Origin of the sequence: Microbacterium halotolerans, assembly GCF_003569805.1 — a bacterium.
GTDB classification, from domain to species: domain Bacteria; phylum Actinomycetota; class Actinomycetes; order Actinomycetales; family Microbacteriaceae; genus Microbacterium; species Microbacterium halotolerans.
In genome coordinates this window covers 406003-425643 of record NZ_KZ984051.1, presented here as the reverse complement: position 1 = coordinate 425643, position 19641 = coordinate 406003, and the positions used below count along the sequence as shown (strand labels likewise).

20 protein-coding genes are annotated in these 19641 nt (G+C 69.0%); 14 read left to right on the top strand and 6 right to left on the bottom strand.

Annotated features, from left to right (window positions below; translation table 11 throughout):
- Positions 1–77: 77 nt before the first annotated feature.
- From DZG09_RS01895 to DZG09_RS01880, 4 genes are all read left to right on the top strand, one after another.
- Positions 78–743 carry an urea amidolyase associated protein UAAP2 gene (locus DZG09_RS01895; RefSeq protein WP_240423823.1) on the top strand — a complete coding sequence of 222 codons (666 nt, stop codon included), beginning with the start codon at positions 78–80 and terminating at the stop codon, positions 741–743.
- Positions 740–4354, top strand: coding sequence for an urea carboxylase (gene uca / locus DZG09_RS01890; protein ID WP_119696034.1), 3615 nt, complete (start codon positions 740–742; stop codon positions 4352–4354). The genes DZG09_RS01895 and uca overlap by 4 nt, the downstream gene beginning before the upstream one ends.
- Positions 4355–4356: 2 nt before the next feature.
- Positions 4357–6039, top strand: a complete 1683-nt coding sequence (locus DZG09_RS01885) for an allophanate hydrolase (protein ID WP_119696033.1) — start codon at positions 4357–4359, stop codon at positions 6037–6039.
- Between the two features lie 142 nt (positions 6040–6181).
- On the top strand, positions 6182–6472 hold the full coding sequence (locus DZG09_RS01880) for a hypothetical protein (protein ID WP_119696032.1): 291 nt from the start codon (positions 6182–6184) through the stop codon (positions 6470–6472).
- Here the strand turns inward: DZG09_RS01880 and DZG09_RS01875 are convergent.
- Both DZG09_RS01875 and DZG09_RS01870 read right to left on the bottom strand, forming a co-directional pair.
- Positions 6456–7076, bottom strand: coding sequence for a TetR/AcrR family transcriptional regulator (locus tag DZG09_RS01875; protein WP_119696031.1), 621 nt, complete (start codon positions 7074–7076; stop codon positions 6456–6458). The genes DZG09_RS01880 and DZG09_RS01875 overlap by 17 nt on opposite strands.
- A gap of 216 nt (positions 7077–7292) precedes the next feature.
- Positions 7293–7748, bottom strand: a complete 456-nt coding sequence (locus tag DZG09_RS01870; protein WP_119696030.1) for a MarR family winged helix-turn-helix transcriptional regulator — start codon at positions 7746–7748, stop codon at positions 7293–7295.
- Positions 7749–7810: 62 nt separating this feature from the next.
- Here DZG09_RS01870 and DZG09_RS01865 point away from each other — a divergent pair, with 62 nt between their 5' ends.
- Positions 7811–8179: a VOC family protein gene (locus tag DZG09_RS01865; RefSeq protein ID WP_119696029.1), complete on the top strand. Its 369-nt coding sequence runs from the start codon at positions 7811–7813 to the stop codon at positions 8177–8179.
- Positions 8180–8296: 117 nt separating this feature from the next.
- On the opposite strand, the gene DZG09_RS01860 is transcribed toward DZG09_RS01865, so the two are convergent.
- The gene (locus DZG09_RS01860; protein ID WP_119696028.1) at positions 8297–9214 is read right to left on the bottom strand and encodes a DUF808 family protein; all 918 of its coding nucleotides are present in this window, start codon (positions 9212–9214) and stop codon (positions 8297–8299) included.
- Positions 9215–9414: 200 nt separating this feature from the next.
- Between DZG09_RS01860 and DZG09_RS01855 the strand changes: the two genes are divergently transcribed.
- Positions 9415–9849, top strand: coding sequence for a hypothetical protein (locus tag DZG09_RS01855; protein ID WP_119696027.1), 435 nt, complete (start codon positions 9415–9417; stop codon positions 9847–9849).
- Positions 9850–9930: 81 nt separating this feature from the next.
- On the opposite strand, the gene DZG09_RS01850 is transcribed toward DZG09_RS01855, so the two are convergent.
- Positions 9931–10410 carry a small multi-drug export protein gene (locus DZG09_RS01850; RefSeq protein ID WP_119696026.1) on the bottom strand — a complete coding sequence of 160 codons (480 nt, stop codon included), beginning with the start codon at positions 10408–10410 and terminating at the stop codon, positions 9931–9933.
- Between the two features lie 221 nt (positions 10411–10631).
- On the opposite strand from DZG09_RS01850, the gene DZG09_RS01845 reads away from it, so the two are divergent.
- From DZG09_RS01845 to DZG09_RS01835, 3 genes are all read left to right on the top strand, one after another.
- Positions 10632–11285, top strand: a complete 654-nt coding sequence (locus DZG09_RS01845; RefSeq protein WP_119696025.1) for an acyl-CoA synthetase — start codon at positions 10632–10634, stop codon at positions 11283–11285.
- Positions 11282–11623 (top strand): amino acid transporter, encoded by a 342-nt coding sequence (locus DZG09_RS01840; RefSeq protein WP_240423611.1) that lies wholly within the window; start codon positions 11282–11284, stop codon positions 11621–11623. Before DZG09_RS01845 ends, DZG09_RS01840 begins: the two co-directional genes overlap by 4 nt.
- Before the next feature lie 129 nt (positions 11624–11752).
- Entirely contained in the window at positions 11753–12517 is a 765-nt protein-coding gene (locus DZG09_RS01835; RefSeq protein ID WP_240423609.1) for an FHA domain-containing protein, read from the top strand.
- A 159-nt stretch (positions 12518–12676) separates the two neighbouring features.
- Here the strand turns inward: DZG09_RS01835 and purB are convergent, their stop codons facing one another.
- Positions 12677–14059, bottom strand: a complete 1383-nt coding sequence (purB, locus tag DZG09_RS01830) for an adenylosuccinate lyase (protein WP_205529115.1) — start codon at positions 14057–14059, stop codon at positions 12677–12679.
- 157 nt (positions 14060–14216) lie between these two features.
- On the opposite strand from purB, the gene DZG09_RS01825 reads away from it, so the two are divergent.
- Entirely contained in the window at positions 14217–14462 is a 246-nt protein-coding gene (locus DZG09_RS01825; protein WP_119696023.1) for a hypothetical protein, read from the top strand.
- Entirely contained in the window at positions 14459–15808 is a 1350-nt protein-coding gene (locus DZG09_RS01820) for a S1 domain-containing protein (protein ID WP_119696022.1), read from the top strand. Before DZG09_RS01825 ends, DZG09_RS01820 begins: the two co-directional genes overlap by 4 nt.
- 28 nt (positions 15809–15836) lie before the next feature.
- On the opposite strand, the gene DZG09_RS01815 is transcribed toward DZG09_RS01820, so the two are convergent.
- Positions 15837–16235, bottom strand: coding sequence for a phage holin family protein (locus tag DZG09_RS01815; RefSeq protein ID WP_119696021.1), 399 nt, complete (start codon positions 16233–16235; stop codon positions 15837–15839).
- A gap of 77 nt (positions 16236–16312) precedes the next feature.
- Here DZG09_RS01815 and DZG09_RS01810 point away from each other — a divergent pair, with 77 nt between their 5' ends.
- From DZG09_RS01810 to DZG09_RS01800, 3 genes are all read left to right on the top strand, one after another.
- Positions 16313–17374, top strand: a complete 1062-nt coding sequence (locus tag DZG09_RS01810; RefSeq protein ID WP_119696020.1) for a histidinol-phosphate transaminase — start codon at positions 16313–16315, stop codon at positions 17372–17374.
- 128 nt (positions 17375–17502) lie between these two features.
- The gene (locus DZG09_RS01805) at positions 17503–18648 is read left to right on the top strand and encodes a thiamine pyrophosphate-dependent enzyme (RefSeq protein WP_240423607.1); all 1146 of its coding nucleotides are present in this window, start codon (positions 17503–17505) and stop codon (positions 18646–18648) included.
- A 20-nt stretch (positions 18649–18668) separates the two neighbouring features.
- Positions 18669–19634, top strand: a complete 966-nt coding sequence (locus DZG09_RS01800) for an alpha-ketoacid dehydrogenase subunit beta (protein ID WP_119697322.1) — start codon at positions 18669–18671, stop codon at positions 19632–19634.
- Positions 19635–19641: the final 7 nt, after the last annotated feature.

Sequence of the window (19641 nt, the reverse complement as noted above, 5' to 3'; positions counted from 1 at the left end):
CCACCAGGACATTCTCGACGGACCGAGGCGAACTCGGCAGCACGGTTCCCGTCGGAGCGGTCGCGGCCGCGGACTCCGTGCTCTCCTGGACGGGCGGTGCCGTCGAAGGAGAGACTCTGCTCGACGAGCGCGTGGGGTCGAACGCCTCGTGGTCGGCGGTCGTCTCCGCCGGCACCGTGCTGACGATCGTCGACGTCGGTGGAAACCAATCCGCCGACTTCCTCGCCTTCGATGCCCACGACCACGCGCATCGCTACAGCGCACCGGACACTCTCGTCGCACAGCAGAACGCCTACATCCGGGTCGGCACCGTGCTGCGCTCGAATGAGTCGCTGCCGCTGATGACCGTCGTCGCCAATGAGATCGACCGGCACGACACGATCGGCGGAGCGTGCTCGAAGGAATCGAACACGCTCCGCTACGGCCACCACGTGGCGTACGAGCACGGCTGCCGTGAGAACTTCCTCACGGAGGGCGCCAAGCACGATCTGGGCGCGCGCGACCTGGTGTCGAACATCAACTGGTTCATGAACGTGCCCGTCGAAGCAGACGGCAGCCTCGGCATAGTCGACGGTATGAGCGCGCCGGGCAAGCGCGTCGCGCTGCGCGCCGAGCGCGACGTGCTCGTCATCGTCTCCAACTGCCCCCAGATGAACAACCCGTGCAACGACTTCAACCCCACACCGCTGCGGATGGTGGTCTCCCGGCCTGCCTCCGCCGGGACGGATGAGGCCGCAGCATGAACGAGCCGTCGATGAACACGGTTCTGATCGCGAACCGCGGCGAGATCGCGCGTCGGATCATCCGGTCCGCGAAGGGACTCGGCATGCGGACCGTCGCAGTGTACTCCGACGCCGACCGCGCCGCCGCGCACGTCCGCGAAGCGGATGAGGCCGTCAGGCTCGGAGCCGCGCCGCCAGCCGAGTCGTACCTGCGTGCGGAGACCGTGATCGATGCCGCAGTGCGCACCGGCGCTGGCCTGATCCATCCGGGGTACGGATTCCTCTCCGAGAGCCTGTCCTTCGCCGAGGCGGTCGAATCCGCCGGCTTGCGATTCGTCGGGCCTTCGGCGCGGCAGATCGCCGACTTCGGCGAGAAGCACACGGCTCGCGAACTCGCCGCACGGGCGGGCGTGCCGATGCTGCAGGGCACAGGCCTGCTCGCCGACGAGGACGAGGCCGTGGCGGAGGCCGAGCGGATCGGGCTGCCGGTGATGCTGAAGGCGACAGGCGGCGGCGGCGGGATCGGCATGCAGGCGTGCTTCACTCCCGGCGAGGTGCGCGAGGCGTTCGGTCGCGTCGCCGCGCTCGCGTCGGCCAACTTCGGCTCGGCCGGGATCTTCCTGGAGCGGTTCGTGAGCCAGGCCAGGCATGTCGAGGTGCAGATCTTCGGCGACGGCGAGGGGCGGATCGCGGTGTTCGGCGACCGCGACTGCTCTCTGCAGCGCCGGAATCAGAAGGTGATCGAAGAGGCGCCTGCGCCCGCCCTTCCCGACGAGGTGCGCGCGCTGCTGCACCGCTCCGCTCGTCGGCTGGCCGAGTCCGTCGACTACCGCAGCGCCGGCACGGTCGAGTTCGTCTACGACCCCGTGCGCGAGGAGCCCGCCTTCCTCGAGGTCAACACGCGCCTCCAGGTCGAGCATCCCGTGACCGAGGAGGTGTTCGGCGTCGACCTCGTCGAGATGATGCTGCGCCTGGCCGGCAACGGCGCATCCGGGCTGGCGGACGACGTGTTCACGAGGCGCTGGGAGCCGAACGGAGTCGCGTTCGAATCGCGCGTGTACGCCGAGGACCCGGCGAAGAACGCACTGCCGTCGACGGGGCTCGTCACCCGAGCGGTCTTCCCCGGATACGGCTCGGCCCCGATCGACGGGATCCGGATCGACGGATGGGTCGAGACCGGCACGGATGTCACGGCGCACTACGACCCGATGCTCGCGAAGGTGATCGCCCGCGCGTCGGATCGTTCGTCCGCCCTCGATCTGCTCGCCGAAGCGCTCGACGCCAGTCGCGTCGACGGCATCGTCACCAACCTCGGGCTGCTGCGGCAGCTCGCCGAGGATGTGCCATTGCGCGAGGCATCGCACAGTACATCCACGCTCGATGCGACTCACGACCCGGAGCCGCGCATCGACATCACCGCGCCCGGCACGATGACCACGGTGCAGGATCTGCCCGGCCGTGTCGGCTACTGGCAGATCGGTGTGCCGCCCAGTGGCCCCTTCGACGACGTCTCCTTCGCAGAGGCGAACCTGGCCGTCGGCAACGATGCAGCGGTGCCGGGGCTCGAGATCACGCTCACCGGTCCGACGCTGTGCTTCTCGCACGCTGCGGTGATCGCGGTGTGCGGTGCCGAGGTCGACATCACCGTCGATGGGGTGCGCGCGAACCTGTGGGAGCCGATCGAGGTGGCGGCCGGAGCCGTCGTCGCTGTGGGAGCGATACGCGGGCCCGGCCTGCGAAGCTATCTCGCCGTCCGCGGCGGCGTCGACGTGCCCGCGTACCTCGGCAGCGCGTCGACGTTCACGCTCGGCGGCTTCGGAGGGCACGGCGGGCGTGCGCTGCTGGCCGGCGACGTGCTCCGGATCGGCGCGGCAGCCGAACCCGACGCGGGCCCGGTGCGGCCGACGCCGGTGCACCGCAGGCCGGCGCTCACCGGTGCATGGCAGATCGCAGTGACCGAGGGTCCTCACGGCGCACCGGAGTTCTTCACCAGACAGGACATGGACACCTTCTACTCGACCGACTACGAGGTGCACCTCAACTCGGCGCGCACCGGCGTTCGTCTCATCGGACCGAAGCCCGGCTGGGCACGCACCGACGGCGGCGAGGCCGGTCTGCACCCGTCGAATATTCACGACACGGCATACGCTGTCGGTGCGATCGACTTCACCGGGGACACTCCGATCATCCTCGGTCCGGACGGCCCGTCCCTCGGCGGTTTCGTCTGCCCCGCCGTCGTCGCGAGCGGAGACCGTTGGAAGCTCGGTCAGCTGCGTCCGGGCGACATCGTGCGCTTCGTCCCGGTCAGGGAGGCCGATGCCGTCGTGCTGAACGCACACCGCGCCAGCCTCACCGTGATCACCTCGGGCGGCGACGGCGACGACGGGGTGCTCGCCCGATCCGATGCCACGGATGAGCGACCGGATGCGACCTATCGTCGTGACGGAGACAGCAGCGTCCTCGTCGAATACGGCCCGATGCAGCTGGACCTGGCGATGAGGATGCGCGTGCACGCACTGCAGCAGACGCTCGTCGAGCATGCTCCGGACGGCATACTCGATGTCACTCCGGGCATCCGGTCGCTCCAGGTGCACACCGATCCGGAGAAGATCACCGCATCGCGGATGGCGGAGATCCTGCGGGAGCTCGAGCACGAGGTGCCGCCGACGAACGAGCTGGTGGTGCCTTCGCGCACCGTGCGGCTGCCGCTGAGCTGGGACGACCCGGCCACGCGACTGGCGATCGAGCGGTATATGAACGGCGTGCGCGACGACGCCCCGTGGACTCCGTGGAACATCGAGTTCATCCGCCGGATCAACGGACTCGACTCGGCCGACGACGTCTATCGCACCGTGTTCGACGCGAGCTACCTCGTCATGGGCCTCGGCGACGTGTACCTGGGCGCGCCGGTGGCGACGCCGCTGGACCCGCGGCACCGGCTGGTGACGACCAAGTACAACCCCGCACGGACGTGGACAGCCGAGAACTCGGTCGGCATCGGCGGCGCCTACATGTGCATCTACGGCATGGAGGGCCCAGGCGGCTATCAGTTCGTGGGCCGCACGGTGCAGATCTGGAACCGCTTCCGCCGCGGCGGTCTGTTCCAGGAGAATCCGTGGGCGCTGCGCTTCTTCGATCGCATCGAGTGGTACCCGGTCACCGCGGACGAGCTGCTCGAGCTGCGTGCGGAGACCGACGCGGGGCGCGGTGAGTTCGCGACCGAGGACGGCACCTTCTCCATCGCCGAGTACAACCGCTTCCTCGATGCGAACGCGACCTCCATCGACGAGTTCCGCGGTCACCAGGCGGCCGCGTTCGAGGCGGAGAAGGAGCGGTGGCGACTGGCCGGAGAGTTCGACAGGACCGACGACCCCGCGCCTGTTCCGACATCTGAGGAGGTCGTGATCCCGGATGGGGCTGAGGCGGTCTACGCGCCGCTCGCCTCGACGGTGTGGCAGGTGTCGGTTGAGCCGGGTCGTGCGGTCACCGCCGGTGACCCGATCCTGTCCGTCGAGGCGATGAAGATGGAGTCGAAGGTGCTCGCGCCCGTCGACGGTCGCATCGTCGAACTTTATGTCGCGCCGGGGCAGCAGGTCGCCCCCGGCCAGATCCTCGCTGCGATCGGAGCCTGAACATGAACGCCTCTCCTGCTCGTCACGCCGTTGACAACGCCCTGAACCGGATCGAGCAGATCGACCGACCCGAGATCTGGATCGCGCTTCGCGGCGCCGAAGAACTGCACCGCGAGGCGGATGAGATCGATCGCCGCTGCGCGGCCGGTGACGCCCTTCCGCTTGCGGGGCGGCTGGTCGCGGTGAAGGACAACATCGATGTGGCGGGGCTGCCGACCACGGCCGGGTCGGAATCGTACGCCTACCGGCCGGACGCCGACGCCACCGCCGTCGCGCGGCTTCGCGCGGCAGGCGCGATCGTGGTGGGCAAGACCAACCTCGATCAGTTCGCCACCGGCCTGGTCGGCACGAGATCGCCGTACGGTGCGGTCCGCAACGCCTGGGACCCGACACGGATCTCCGGCGGATCCTCATCCGGATCGGCCGTTGCCGTGGCTCTCGGTGTCGTCGATCTCGCGCTCGGCACCGACACCGCCGGATCCGGACGGGTGCCGGCCGCGCTCAACGGCATCGTCGGCGTGAAACCCACCAAGGGCACCGTTCCGGCCACCGGCGTCGTGCCGGCGTGCCGGACCCTGGACACCGTCACGGTCTTCGCCCGCGCCCTCACGCTGGCGCGGCAGGCGACCGAGCTGATGGAGGAGCCAGACGGGATCGACCCGCTGGCTCGTGAGGCGGTGCCGTCGGCGGCGTCTCCCGCCTCCGCCACGATCGCCGTGCCGCTTCCCGAGCAGCTCGACGGGCTGGCGGCGGGATGGAGGGAGGCGTTCGAGTCGGCGGTCGCGCGTGCAGCGCATGCCGGCTTCGTGATCGTGGAGCGCGACGTGTCGCCGCTGCTGGAGGCTGCGCAGCTGCTCTACGGCGGCGCGTTCGTCGCCGAGCGGTACAGCGCCGTCGGCGCCCACATCGCCGCGCACGCGGATCTGATCGGCACCGACCTGGACGTCACGGTCGCTCGGATCATCCTCGACGGCGCAGAGCCGACGGCGCACGCGCTGTTCGACGACATGCAGCGGCTCGACGAGCTCCGACTGCGCGGTGATGCTGCTCTGGACGGCTGCGCCGCGCTGCTGACGCCGACCACGACGTGGCATCCCACGCTCGACGAGGTCGCCGCCGAACCCATCGCTGCGAACAGTCGGATGGGAAAGTACACGAACTTCGCGAACCTGCTGGACAAGGCGTCGCTCGCGGTCCCCGCGGGCTTCGTCGACGGTCTTCCCTTCGGCGTCATGCTCACCGGCCCGGCCTTCGCCGACCAGGCGATCGCCGAGATCGCTCGTCGAATCGACGACGCGCCGCGCAGACTCTTCGTCGTCGGGGCGCACCTGACCGGTGAGCCGCTGAACAGTCAGCTGGTCGCCGCGGGAGGCGTGTGCATCGGTGAGGCGGAGTCGGATGAGAGGTATCGGCTGTACGCGCTGCCGACCGAACCGCCCAAGCCGGGACTCGTTCTCGACGAGACGAGCGGGGAGGGCGCGCGGATCGCCGGTGAGCTCTGGGAGCTTCCGGCCGCGGGCTTCGCAGAAGTGGTGTCCGTCGTGCCGCGGCCGCTCGCCATCGGCTCCGTGCAGCTGTCGCACGGCGGTCGCGTGCCCGGCTTCCTGGCGACCCCTGAGGCGCTGTCCGGAGCCGCGGAGATCACCGCGCACGGCGGATGGCGCGCCTACCGCGACACCCTCTGACCGGCCGTCACCGCCCCCCCGATCCACCACAAGGAGACCGCCATGCCGGAGCCCATGGACCCGAGATCGCTGCATTTCTCCCGCGTCGTGCTCGGTGAGGCGCTCCTGTGCGTGACCGTCACCGGATGGCAGCGGCTCGTGCGTGCGTGCCGACGCATCCGGTGCGATCCTCGCGACCTCGGCCGTCGCCGTCCGGAACGTGTTCCGCGTGCGTCGGAGCGAAACCAGCGACCGTGACCCGCTGCTGCGCTGGACGCGCGCGGCGATGATCCCGATCGTGGCGATCGGTGCGCTGCTCGCGATCCGGATCAGCCAGACCGGCGTGCTGCTCACGCTCGATCGGGCGGCCGAGGTCGAGGACGAGCGCGAGGTGGTCGAGGGTCTGCGGCGCGAGCAGGAGCAGCCGACGGAGGCCGTCAGCGTGCGCGTGTAGCGGGATCCTGCGGCTCGACCAGCCGCAGGCACGCCGCGGCGATCCGTTCGGGAAGATCGCCGAGGTCCTCACCGTCCTGACGGAAGCGGATGACGAGCTCGACCAGCTGAATGCAGCAGCTGCCGGCGAAGTGTGCGTCGAGCTCCGGATTGACGCGCTGCGCGAGGGAGCCGTAGATGCGCGTCAGCTCCTCGCGCATCGCCCGGAACGGGGCGAACACCGTGCCGCTGATCTCCGGCGAGAGATACATGGTGCCGATGTTGTGCGGCTCGGCGAGCAGCGTCTCGACATCCGCGGATGCGAGGTCATGCAGAGCCGTCCGGGGATCCTCGCGGGCGAGATGCTCGGCCGCTCGATCGAGCGTGGGCTTCACAGTCGCGGTGAGCAGCTCGAGCAGGATCTGCTCTTTGTCCTTGAAGTGGTAGTAGAGGCTGGCCTGCTTGACTCCGACACGATCGGCGATCTGCCGTGTGCTGGTCGCCGCATAGCCGTGTTCGGCGAAGAGGGAGGCGGCGGCCTCGAGGATCTCCTGGCGCGGTTCGACTTCCGCCCGCCCCGGCCGAAGGCGGGGTCGTCCAGGCGCTGCTCTGCTCACGCTCTCCATGATGCCTGGTTCGACTGAGCGGCACCCAACCCGGCACATCCCGCCGAGCGCGAAGGGCAGAGCCTCAGTCCGCCGCGCGCCGGTGCACCAGCTTGCGCAGCAGGATCTCGTCGTGGCCGCGCCAGCCCCTCAGCGCGGAAGCCGCATAGTTCGGCTCGGCCTGGGCGGCGATCCGGTGGGCCGCGTCAGATCGTGAGCGTCCCGTGCTCTGCCCGACTACGCGTGATCGCCGCCGCGCAGCGATCGGACCATGCTCTGCAGGATCCGGAGCGCATCCGCCTGATCGCCCGCGGTCAGGTCGGCCAGCATATCGTCCTCGACGGCGCGGACGGCGCGGCTCGCCTTCTCGAGCTGTTGCCGGCCGAGCGGGGTGAGACGGGCTGGGAGCACCTTCCCGACAGCGGCCTGTGCCGGTCGGGTCACGTGCCCCTCGCTCTCGAGGCTGCGCAGCAGCACGTTCATCGACTGCCGTGTCACGAACGCACCTCGCGCGAGCTCGGAGTTCGACAGGCCGGGGCGCTGCGAGAGCAGCTCCAGACACGCATAGTGCGTCACGCTCATGCCCAGCGGCCGCAGCACCTCGTCCATGCGCGTGCGAAGTGCGCTCGCCGCCTCCTTGAGCAGGTAGCCCAGTGACTTGTCCAGATCGACGCCGTTGCCGGGTTGACTCATGTCAGCATTCTGACATAGTATTTCTGTGTCAGAAAACTGACAAATATCGGAAGGGTTTCATCATGGCTGTCACCGGTCCCGACTTCGTCTCGCTGCAGGCGAGCGACCTCGACGCGACGCATGCGTTCTACGCGAACTACCTCGGCCTGGTCCGTTCGCCGGCCGGGCCGCCGCACGCTGTCGTCTTCGACACGAAGCCGATCGCGTTCGCCCTGCGCGAGGTCGTTCCCGGAACGGATCTCGCCGCTGCACCGCAGCCGGGCATCGGAGTCGCGCTCTGGCTGCACGCGACGAACGTGCAGGAGATCCACGATGCGCTGGTCGCCGACGGGCACTCCATCGTGTCGGAACCTGTCGACGGCCCGTTCGGTCGCACCTTCGCCTTCACCGACCCGAACGGGTACACCATCACGCTGCACGATCGCGCGTAGCAAGCGACCATCCGGCGCACTCGCGGAGCGTACCCCTTCGGAGCGAGTGGACCCGTGTGAGCGGCGGCACAATCGGCATAAAGGGGGTGCGCTCGCGAGGCTGTGAGCCGGAGCGCGCTATGCGCTCTGCTTCGTCGGCGACTCGCCGCCCTCGCTGAACGACGGCCGCTTGCCGATCATCCGGCCGATGGCGAGCACTGCGGCCACGATGAACAGTCCCCACGCGAGCCCGGCGAGGCCAGAGGCGAGCGTCTCGCCGGTCCACGCGACGACGGCCCCCGCCGGCTCGAGCGCGTGGGCGATGCCGTGCAGCAGGTCGGAGAAGAACGTCAGTCCGACCTCGCCGAGGTTGCCGAGCAGCAGGTGACCGCCGACCCAGAGCATCGCGATCGTGCCGATCACGCTGATCACGCGGAACACCGCCGGCATCGACAGCACGATGCGGGTGCCGAGGTGTCGCCAGCGGCGCGTGTCGCCTCCGGCCATGGCGATGCCGACGTCGTCGATCTTCACCAGCAGCGCCACGGCGCCGTAGACGATGCCCGTCATCATCAGCGCGATCACGGCGAGCACGAGCACCGTCATCCACAGGCTGAGCCCAGGGTCGAGGTTCGACAGAGAGATCAGCATGATCTCAGTCGACAGGATGAGATCGGTGCGCACCGCCCCGAGGATCAGCTGGCGCTCATTGCGCGCACCCTCCTCAGCGTGACCGTGATGCAGCCCGAACCACTCGAGCACCTTCTCCGCACCCTCGAAGCACAGATAGCTGCCGCCGACGATCAGCAGATACGGCAGCACCCACGGGGCGAAGGCGGTGAGCAGCAGGGCGAGCGGGATGATGACCACGAACTTGTTCACCAGCGAGCCGACGGTGATCCAGCCGACGACGGGCAGCTCACGTGCGGGGCGGATGCCGCGCACGTACTGCGGCGTCACGGCGGCGTCGTCGATCACGACGCCCGCCGACTTCGCCGATGCCTTCAGCGCGGCGCTGAGAATGTCGTCGACGACGGCGAGCAGACCAACCGACATGAGACCCCCTGTGTTCGGATGCGGATCTCACACTACCGAGAACCGGTTCCGCGCCGTGGATCGAGAGCCACCCGGGGAGTTCTGCCCCTGCACACGACGCGGGAGATCTCATAGGATCGTGGCGTTCCTGCGAGCGCGCTGAAAGGTGCGGCGCATTTTCGATCGGCACGGTCGCGTGCCGCACCCGGGGAGTGACCACCATGGCTCGGCAGAAGAGCAACAGCAGCATCCTGACGAATATCGGCGTCATCCTGATCGCGATCGCCGTGATCCTGCTCGTGCGCAACATCGCATCGGTGATCCAGACCATCGGTATGTCCAATCTGCAGCTGTTCCTGCCGGTGTTCTTCGACACGCGCTTCGAAGGGCTGCCAGAGTGGCTCGGCGTCCTCCAGGTGTACGGGCCGTTCCCGCTGCTGCTGATCGGCATCCCGCTGCTGATCGCGGGGCGCGGGAAGGACAAACAGAAGGCCGCAGAGCTCGCCGCCCAGGTGCAGCAGCAGTACGGCCAGGCTCCGCAGGCGGACGGCTACGCGCAGTCCGGCCAGGTTCCGCAGGCGAACCCGTACGTCCAGCCGGGGCAGCAGTCGCATCAGACCCAGCCTCCGCACGGCCAGGTGCCGCCGCTGAGCTGACGCACCACCGCACGAGAAGCGCGCCGGACAGGGCATTCCCGTCCGGCGCGCTTCTCGCATCCGGGGCCTTGTGCGTGTGCTCTAGAACCGCCCGGCGACCTCGATGCCGAGCGAGGCGAGCACTGCGAACAGCACGCCCCACAGAATGATCGAGATGATCTGCCAGAAGATCACCTTGTTGCGCGGGGCGCCGAAGCTGACGATGAGGGCCGACGTGATCTGGCTGGGAAGCACGGCCTGACCGAGCAGGCTGACTCCCGCGACGCCGTAGCGGTCGAACCGCGCCTTGAGCTTCTCGCGCCGCGGCGAGAGCTCCTTCTGCTCGCGGTTCTTGGTGGCCGCCGTCCGGATGCCATGGGCCGTGACGACGAAGATCAGCATCGAGACGACATTGCCGACGACCGCGGCGGCGACCGCGATCACCGGGTGCACGCCGATGACGACGCCGATGAGCGACGAGAAGTAGCTTTCGACGAACGGAATGGCGCCGAGGAGGATGAGCCCGAGCCACTGGACGGCGTCGGGGAGGGTTTCGGTGAAGGTGCGGAGCGCGTCGATCATGACTACAGTCCACCGGAAGATCCGCACGGCCACATCCGCCGCATGGATGAACTCCGGTCTCGTTCGAAAGGATGAGGCGGCTGTCGCCGCGGGTTCACCTGACACCAGATGTCCCTTCGGTGACCGATATGCAGCAGAACGCGTCAGGTGAGCTTCCCGGGGACGCTCAGTCGGCGTCACTAGAATGGGGGAGTACACGCCCCTGCTTCCCGAGGTCGCCCATGTCTTCCGCACCCGCCGCGCCGTTCACTTCGCGGCACGTTCAGCTGGTGCGCGCGCTGATGGCGGCCGCAGCGGCCGCGATGGTGACGTTCTCGTCCGATAAGTCGTACGTGATCGGGCTGACCGTGTTCTCCGGCTTCGTCGTCACCACGGCACTCGTGCTCGCACTCGCCGCGTTCCTCGTGGGTGACCGCACCCGCAGGCCGGGTTTCCTCCTGCTGGCCGGGCTCGATCTCGCGGCGGGCATGGTGGCGTCGATCCAGCCGCTGCGATCCGTTCTGCTGCTGTTCGTGCTGCTGATCGTGTGGGCGGCGGCGACGGGCATCGCCGAGTTCTTCGTCGGCTTCGCCGACCGCAGGGCGGGGCGCGACCGGCTGATCGCCCGCGACGCCATGTTCGTCGGCGTACTCGGCGTCGTGCTCGCCGTCGCCGTAGCGTTCGTCTCGCCGAACTACAGCCTCGACTACTTCATCGAGGAGGCAGGGCAGAGCTTCACCCTCTCGGGGCAGATCATCATGGTCGGCCTCTTCGGCGGGTACACCGCGATCCTCGCGGTCTACCTCGCGATCGCCGGGTTCACCCCGCGCCGCGTCGAACCGGCCGTCGAGGCCGAGAATCCCACCTCTACGCACCACGAGAAGGACCACGCGTGACCGACAAGACCCGCCGCCGCGACCTGATGCGCCCCGCCCAGCTGCTGGGCATCGCATTCGTGTGTGCGGCGTTCGCCGGCATCATCACGGCTATGGCGATGGGCGCATTCGAATCCGTCCCCGTCGAGCACCGGCTGCGCGCGTGGTCGGTGGCCGGCATCGTCGCCGGCATCGCCTTCATCGTGGTGCTGCTGTGCGTGTCGCTGCTGCTGCTCGCGGTCGATCCGGCCGATGTCGAGAAGGACGTGGACCGCCCCGTGCTCCTCGGCCACGACGATCAGGTGCCGGATGAGGACGAGGCCCGGGATGCGGACGGGCTGAGCACGCCGGAGAAGTAGCGGCCGACGCGCCACCGTTCGCGGGACGCTTAGTATACTGCGCGCGCGGATAGAATGCCCCTTGGCGAGACCTGCGTTCGCAGGTCTCAACCGATTCCGCCGACGGGCGGAGTGCGTTCAGGGGGAGACATGTCGAACGATACCGGAGAAATCGAGCGGTCCACTGTGCCTGCCGAACCGGGCCGAGCCCGGCCGCTGCGCATCGAGTTCGCGGGCGAGTGGGTCGAGGTGCAGCCGGACACCTCCTTCACGATCGGGCGCGATGCCGACCTCGAGATCGACGACAACCAGTATCTGCACCGGGTGTTCCTCGAGCTGAACTTCCGCGACAGCCTGTGGTGGCTGTCGAATGTGGGCTCGCGACTGTCGGCGACCGTGTCGAGCGCGGGCGGAGCCGTGCAGTCGTGGCTGTCGCCAGGGGCGAGCATCCCGGTCGTCTTCGAGCAGTCGACGATCGTGTTCACGGCGGGGCCGACGACCTACGAGATCAGCATGCACGCGTCGGAGCCGCAGTTCTCCGTCTCGTCGCAGGTGAAGAATCAGACCAGCGGCGAGACCACGGTCATGCCCGTCAGCTTCACCCCGCTGCAGAAGCAGCTGATCGTCGCGCTCGCGGAGCCGATGCTGCGCCGCGACGGCGTCAGCATGAGCGAGCTGCCGTCGTCGACGCTCGCCGCAGAGCGGCTCGGCTGGACGATGAGCAAGTTCAACCGCAAGCTCGACAACGTCTGCGACAAGCTCGACCGGATGGGCGTGCAGGGTCTGCGAGGAGGTCCTGGCAAGCTCGCCACCAACCGCCGCGCGCGCCTGGTCGAGTACGCCGTCTCGTCGAACCTCGTCACCCGTGCCGATCTGGCGCTTCTCGACGAAGGCGTCATCCTCGACGACGACTGACCCTGCGGCCCGCGGGCACGGCCATGGCGGCGTTCTCCTCTGCAGACGGCCGCTCCGGTGCGGCGACGTGTCCTTCTCCGACGCCCGCGGCTGATCCGGAGCGCCGAAGTGCGCCACTGCCTGAAGCCTGGCGCGATCCGGCACGCCTGAGCGGTGCCGTCAGAGGTGTGTGCGGGTGATCTGCTCGGCCAGGCCGGTGTAGGTGTCGGGGGTGAGTGCGAGCAGGCGCTCCCTTGCGTCATCGCCGATGTCGAGGCCGCTGACGAACTCGGCCAGCTCGGCGCCGCCGACGCGGTGGCCGCGGGTGAGCTCCTTCAGCAGCGCATAGGGGTCGGAGATCCGGCTGCGACCCGCCACCACCTCGGCGCGAACGACCGTCTGGATCGCCTCGCCGAGGATCTCCCAGTTGCCGTCGAGGTCGGCCAGCAGCGTCTCGCGCGAGAGCGCGATCTGGTCGAGCCCGCCCGACAGGTTGCTCAGCGCGAGCAGGGAGTGGCCGAACGCGACGCCGATGTTGCGCTGCGTCGTCGAATCGGTCAGGTCGCGCTGCAGGCGCGAGGTCACGAGCGTCTGCGCGAGCGTGGCGAACAGGCCGCCGGCGATCTCGAAGTTCGCCTCGGCGTTCTCGAACTTGATCGGGTTGATCTTGTGCGGCATCGTCGACGATCCGGTCGCACCGGCGACGGGGATCTGCGTGAAGTAGCCGAGCGAGATGTACGTCCAGACGTCCTGGGCGAGGTTGTGCAGGATGCCGCCGGCGTGCTTGGCCGCGTCGTACAGCTCGACCTGCCAGTCGTGCGACTCGATCTGTGTCGTGACCGGGTTGAAGTCGAGCCCGAGACCTTCGACGAACCCGCGTGAGACGGCGGGCCAGTCGGTTTCGGGGGAGGCGACGGTGTGCGCCGACCAGGTGCCGGTCGCGCCGGAGAACTTGCCGAGGTACTCGACGTTCTCGATCCGGCGCACCACGCGCTCCACGCGCCACACGAACACGCCCAGCTCCTTGCCCATCGTGGAGGGCGTGGCGGGCTGGCCGTGGGTGCGCGACAGCATCGGAGCGTCGGCGAGCTCGAGCGAGAGGGCGCGCAGTTTGTCCAGCATGGCGCGCAGTGCGGGCAGCCACACGTCGGTCACCGCACGCTTGACCGTGAGCGCGTACGCGAGCGAGTTGATGTCCTCACTCGTGCAGCCGAAGTGGGTGAGCTCGGCGATGGAGTCGAGCCCGAGGCGCGAGAGCCTGTCGCGCACCAGATACTCGACGGCTTTCACGTCGTGCCTGGTGACGGCCTCCTTGGCCGCGAGCCAGTCGATCGACTCCTGGTCGAATGCGGTATACAGCTCGCGCAGCTTGAACTGCGTCGCCTCGTCGAGGGGCTGCGTGCCGAACAGCGAGCGGTTCGTCAGGGCGATGATCCACTCGACCTCGACCTCGACGCGAGCGCGGTTCAGGCCCGCTTCGGAGAGGAACTCCCCCAGGGGCGAGACGGCCGCCTGGTAGCGGCCATCGAGCGGGCTCAGGGGCTGGGTCGGGAAAGCGCTCAGGATGTCCTCCAGGTCGGTGCGGAAGCGGGCGTGCGCCGCGGAAGCGATTCTACTTCGCAAGCGTCGTTTCCCCCACAGCCCCCGATGCCGGTGCATATCCGTCCCCAACCGCCCGTCGGGGCTGGTCGCCGGGGCCGGATGCCGGAACGCTGAAGACATGCTGCAGACATCCTTCTCTCCGCTCACCTACGCGACGACGCGCCTCGCCGCGGTGCGGAGCGAGTGCGACGCGATCAGCCTCGCACTGCTCGCGACGGCGAGCAGCGTGCAGTGGGAGTCCGAGGCCGCCGGGCACTTCCACGCCCAGGTGTGGAACCGAATCAGCGAGATCTCCGCCGTCGGCGAGCTGGCGACGCAGGTGATGCACAGCCTGATGGCGCAGACGGAGGAGGGCTCCTCGTGACGATCGAGGTCTCGAGCGGCTCCGTCATCGCCGTCGATCCCGACTCGCTCCGTTCGGCGGCATCCGGTGTCTCCGAGGCGTCGGAACGGATGAGGGAGATCGCGGCGCTGGCACAGGAGGCGGCGATCGTGATCGGCGCCGTGCCGGATGCTGCCGATGGCAGGGCGATGGATGTGCACAGCGACGCGATCGGTGCGGCAGGGCGTCTCGACCTGCTTGCGCGTCATCTTCGCGACGCGGCCGACGCGTACGAGTTCGTCGAGCTGCGATTCCGCTGGACCATGATCACGTGCACCGCCCTGCCCGGCGCGCCGGTCGCAGGCGGGGTGAGGCTCGGACCGCAGGCGACTGCCGAACGGGACGCGGCTCTCGACGGGATCCGCACCAGGTGGCAGGAACTCGCCGAGGGCAATCCGGCGGCTCTCACGCAGGCGAACCGGCACTGGAACGCGTGGCGCGCACACACGGGGCAGGCGGCGGCCGACGAGTGGGGGAGCGCGGCGAACGGGCTGCTGCCCCCGGTGTGGACGGGGCTGCCGGAGCCCGACATGCGCGATGCCATGGGCGACGCGAGGGGGCTCATCGCGGCGATGGGGGTCGGTGTCGTGCCGATGGGAGCCAGGTTGATCGGGAAGGGGGATCCCGTGCACGTGAAGCCGATGCAGCAGTCGGAGGCGACGCAGGCGCCCGTCACGCTTGCGGAGGCGGCGAAGCGGATTCCGGATGGCGATACCGACGCGCGCATCCGAGTGGAGACCTATGAGCTGCCAGAGGGCGGCAGGGAGCACGTGGTCTACCTCGCCGGCACCAAAGGCGGCGGGCCCGACGCATGGGACTGGGGTTCGAATCTCGATCTGTACCTGGGCAGGCGTTCCGCGTCGTACAGCGCCCTCGAGCAGGCCCTCGCCGACGCGGGGGTGCGCGAGGGCGAGACCGTGCACGAGCTCGGCTTCAGCCAGGGCGCCATGGTCGGAGCGAGGCTCGCCGCCGAGGGCGGCTTCGACGTGAAGAGCCTGGTCAGCTTCGGTTCGCCCGTCGACCTCGCTGGGGCAGACGACCTGCTGCAGGTGTCGGTGCGGCACACGGACGACGTCGTGCCGATGCTCGCCGACGGCGGCAACCCCGCGGACGGCGTCGTGGTCGAGAAGGACTTCGACCCTGTCGGCGGCATCCACGACCTCGTCCTGCCGGCCCACCGCCTCGATGCCTACGCCGAGACCGCCGGAGAGATCGACGCCAGCAGCGACCCGCGACTCGACGCCCTCGACGAGCTGTTCGCGAGGCTCGGCACCGCCGAGGATGCGACCTTCGTCGAGTTCAGCGCTCAGCGACCCGTGAAGAAGTGACCAGCGCCGCTCGGCGCGGGCGCGCCGCTCAGCGCTTCTTCTTGCGCTGCGGGCGCAGGATGACGCCGAAGACGGCGTTGATGATCGAGATCAGGATGGCGGCGGCGACGCCTCGCCAGAAGTCCTCCACGGCCAGGCCCCAGCCGAACCCGCTCGTGATCCATGCCGTCAGCCAGAGCAGGAAGCCGTTCACGACGAAGGTGATCAGCCCGAGCGTGAGCAGGTAGATCGGGAACGCGACGATCTTGATCACGGTGCCGACCACCGTGTTCACGATCGCGAAGATGGCGGCGACAGCCGCCAGCGTGAGCAGCAGCTCGACGGTGCCCCCGTCACCGAACGGGGTCACAGTGACGCGCAGGAACCCGATCAGGCTCACCACCCACAGGGCGAACGCATTGACGACGATACGGATGATGAATCCCATCACACCAATGTCGCACGGTCATCGCGCAGGCGCATCCGGGGAACTGCCAGACACGCTGGCGTCGTAGGCTTGAATGCGTGACCGAGCCCGTTCTTCCCCGCCTCCGCCCCGAGATCGAACAGCTTCCGCCGTACCGGCAGGGGCGCCAGGCCGACCCGAGCGGGTTCAAGCTGTCGAGCAACGAGAACGCGTTCGAACCGCTGCCCGGCGTGCTCGAGGCGCTGCGCGGCGCCTCGGCGATCAACCGCTATCCGGACGCGACGGCGGGGCGACTGTGCGCGGCGCTCGCCGAACGGCACGGCGTCGAGCGCGAGCAGGTGCTCGCCGGCGCGGGCAGCGTCTCGCTGCTGGCCGCATTCATCCAGGCCGCTGCGGGCGCAGGCGACGAGGTCGTGCACGCATGGCGCTCGTTCGAGGCGTACCCCGGCCTCGTCCTCGTGGCCGGGGCGAAGGGCGTGCAGGTGCCGAACCTGCCGGACGGTCGGCACGACCTCGACGCGATGGCCGAGGCCGTCACCGATCGCACTCGCGTCGTGCTGCTGTGCACGCCGAACAATCCCACCGGATCGATCATCACCTCTGACGAATTCGAGCGCTTCGTCGAGAGGGTGCCGAAGGATGTGCTGATTCTGCTCGACGAGGCCTACGCCGAATTCGTCACCGACGATGCGGCGGTCGGCGGCCTCGCCGAGCGCGTGTTCGAGCGGAATCCGAACGTGGTGGTGCTGCGCACCTTCTCGAAGGCGTACGGCCTCGCCGCCCTGCGCATCGGCTATGCGATCGGCCATGCGCGCGTGCTCGACGCGGCACGGGCGACGATCATCCCGCTGTCGGTGACGGCGCAGGCGGAGACCGCCGCGCTCGCGAGCCTCGAGCACGAGGACGAGCTGCTCGAGCGCGTCGCCGAGATCGCCGCGCGCCGGGAGCGGCTCGTCGCCGGTCTGCGGGATGCCGGGTGGCCTGTCCCGGATGCGCAGGGCAACTTCGCCTGGCTTGACACGGCGGACCCCGCCGTCGCCGCGGCCTTCGACGAGGCCGCGCTGATGGTGCGCGCGTTCCCCGACGGCATCCGGATCTCGGTCGGCGAGGCGGAGTCGATCGACCGGGTGATCGACGTCGCCCGACGGCTCCGCGACTGACGCCCTCGCGACACCCGGTCACCATGCGCGGTCGCGCATAGGTGTGTGGATCGGCGCCTATGGATCAGGAAATGCGTTGTCGAGGATGTCACACCGTCGTTTCGGTCCCGCGGACATAGCGTGGAGGAGTGACTTCAGCGCATGACGACACCGGACCAGACGACGGCCTCATTCGCGTCCTCGACGCGAGCGGCCGGGTCGCGCCGACGGAGCAGGCCGAGCGGTACCTTCCCCTGATCGAGGCACTCGGCGACGCCGAACTCGAGCAGTTCTACCGCGACATGGTGGTGGTGCGCGCCTTCGATACCCAGGCCACCATGCTGCAGCGGCAGGGCCAGCTCGCCCTGTGGCCGCCGTCGCGGGGTCAGGAGGCCGCGCAGGTCGGTTCCGTGCGCGCGGCGAGGGCGCAGGACACACTCTTCCCGTCGTACCGCGAGCACGTCGTCGCGACCGTCCGCGGCGTCGACCCGATCGGGATCATCCGGCTCATGCGCGGCGTCAGCCACGGCGGCTGGGATCCGACGGACCCCGCCAACGGCAATGTGCGCAACTACACGCTCGTGCTCGGCTCGCAGACGCTGCACGCCACGGGGCTTGCGATGGCGAAGACCCTCGACGGCGCCGTCGGTACGGGCGATCCCGAGTCCGATCAGGCCGTGATGGTCTATTACGGGGACGGGGCATCGAGTCAGGGCGACGTGCACGAGGCGATGGTGTTCGCCGCAAGCTACCGCACGCCGCAGGTGTTCTTCCTGCAGAACAACCAGTGGGCGATCTCCGTGCCGGTCGAGGTGCAGTCGCGCGTTCCGCTGGCGCAGCGCGCTGCCGGCTACGGCATGGAGCCGCTGCGGATCGACGGCAACGATGTGCTCGCCAGCTACGCGGTCACCCGCACGGCACTCGACGAGGCACGGGCGGGGAGCGGGCCGCGCGCGATCGAGGCCGTGACCTACCGGCTCGGCGCGCACACCACGAGCGACGACCCGACCAAGTACCGCACCAGGAGCGAAGAGGAGTCGTGGATCGCCCGCGACCCCATCGACCGGATGCGCGCCTACCTCGCCTCGCGCGGTGCGGCTGACGCCTTCTTCGACGAGGTCGACGCCGAGGCCGCCGCCTATGCCGACGACGTGCGAGTCCGCACAGTCGAGCTCGAACCCCCCGCGAAGGAGACGATGTTCCAGCACGTGTACTCGGACCCGCATCCGCTGATGGACGAACAGGCCCGCTGGCTCGCCGACTACGAGGCGTCGTTCGAGGGAGGCGAGGCGTGAGCGCGATCGAAACGGGCACCATGCCGTTCGTGAAGGCGCTGAACGCCGGTCTTCGGAAGGCGATGACCGACGACGAGCGCGTCCTGATGATGGGTGAGGACATCGGCCCGCTCGGCGGCGTCTTCCGCGTCACCGAGGGCCTGCACGCCGAGTTCGGCGAGAAGCGTGTGCTCGACACACCGCTGGCCGAGTCCGGCATCGTCGGCACGGCGATCGGGCTTGCGATGGGCGGGTATCGTCCCGTCGTCGAGATCCAGTTCGACGGTTTCGTGTTCCCCGGCTTCGACCAGATCACGACGCAGCTGGCCAAGCTCACCAACCGCTACGAGAGCAGGCTCAGCCTGCCCGTGGTCATCCGGATCCCGTACGGCGGGCACATCGGAGCGGTCGAGCACCATCAGGAGAGCCCTGAAGCGTACTTCACGCATACGCCGGGGCTGCGCGTGGTGAGCCCGTCGACACCGAACGACGCGTACTGGATGATCCAGGATGCGATCCGCTCGTCCGACCCGGTGATCTTCCTCGAGCCGAAGTCGCGCTACTGGCAGAAGGGCGAGGTCGACGCAGCCGAGCGCGCGCTGTCGCTGCACGCGAGCCGCGTGGTGCGCAAGGGCACCGATGTCACTCTCGTCGGCCACGGCGCGATGGTGGCGACCCTGTTGCAGGCTGCGGCGCTCGCCGAGGGCGAGGGCGTCAGCTGCGAGGTCGTCGACGTGCGGTCGCTGTCGCCCGTCGACTACGACCCGATCCTGACATCGGTGCGCTCGACGGGCCGGATGGTCTACGCCCAAGAGGCTCCTGGCTTCACGAGCCTGGGCAGCGAAGTCGCCGCGACCGTGACCGAGCGCGCCTTCTATTCGCTCGAGGCGCCGGTTCTGCGCGTTTCGGGTTTCGATACTCCGTTCCCACCCGCCAAGCTGGAGGGTGCGTACCTGCCGGACGCCGACCGCATTCTCGAAGCCGTCGACCGCGCGATGGCGTACTAGCCACGAC

What these genes read in the sequence shown, in the direction of transcription:
- uca (WP_119696034.1), top strand. Translation starts at nt 740, where the DNA reads ATGAACGAGCCGTCGATGAACACGGTTCTGATCGCGAACCGCGGCGAG.
- DZG09_RS01885 (WP_119696033.1), top strand. Translation starts at nt 4,357, where the DNA reads ATGAACGCCTCTCCTGCTCGTCACGCCGTTGACAACGCCCTGAACCGG.
- DZG09_RS01875 (WP_119696031.1), bottom strand. Translation starts at nt 7,076, where the DNA reads ATGGAGAGCGTGAGCAGAGCAGCGCCTGGACGACCCCGCCTTCGGCCG.
- DZG09_RS01870 (WP_119696030.1), bottom strand. Translation starts at nt 7,748, where the DNA reads ATGAGTCAACCCGGCAACGGCGTCGATCTGGACAAGTCACTGGGCTAC.
- DZG09_RS01865 (WP_119696029.1), top strand. Translation starts at nt 7,811, where the DNA reads ATGGCTGTCACCGGTCCCGACTTCGTCTCGCTGCAGGCGAGCGACCTC.
- DZG09_RS01860 (WP_119696028.1), bottom strand. Translation starts at nt 9,214, where the DNA reads ATGTCGGTTGGTCTGCTCGCCGTCGTCGACGACATTCTCAGCGCCGCG.
- DZG09_RS01855 (WP_119696027.1), top strand. Translation starts at nt 9,415, where the DNA reads ATGGCTCGGCAGAAGAGCAACAGCAGCATCCTGACGAATATCGGCGTC.
- DZG09_RS01850 (WP_119696026.1), bottom strand. Translation starts at nt 10,410, where the DNA reads ATGATCGACGCGCTCCGCACCTTCACCGAAACCCTCCCCGACGCCGTC.
- DZG09_RS01845 (WP_119696025.1), top strand. Translation starts at nt 10,632, where the DNA reads ATGTCTTCCGCACCCGCCGCGCCGTTCACTTCGCGGCACGTTCAGCTG.
- DZG09_RS01835 (WP_240423609.1), top strand. Translation starts at nt 11,753, where the DNA reads ATGTCGAACGATACCGGAGAAATCGAGCGGTCCACTGTGCCTGCCGAA.
- DZG09_RS01825 (WP_119696023.1), top strand. Translation starts at nt 14,217, where the DNA reads ATGCTGCAGACATCCTTCTCTCCGCTCACCTACGCGACGACGCGCCTC.
- DZG09_RS01815 (WP_119696021.1), bottom strand. Translation starts at nt 16,235, where the DNA reads ATGGGATTCATCATCCGTATCGTCGTCAATGCGTTCGCCCTGTGGGTG.
- DZG09_RS01800 (WP_119697322.1), top strand. Translation starts at nt 18,669, where the DNA reads ATGCCGTTCGTGAAGGCGCTGAACGCCGGTCTTCGGAAGGCGATGACC.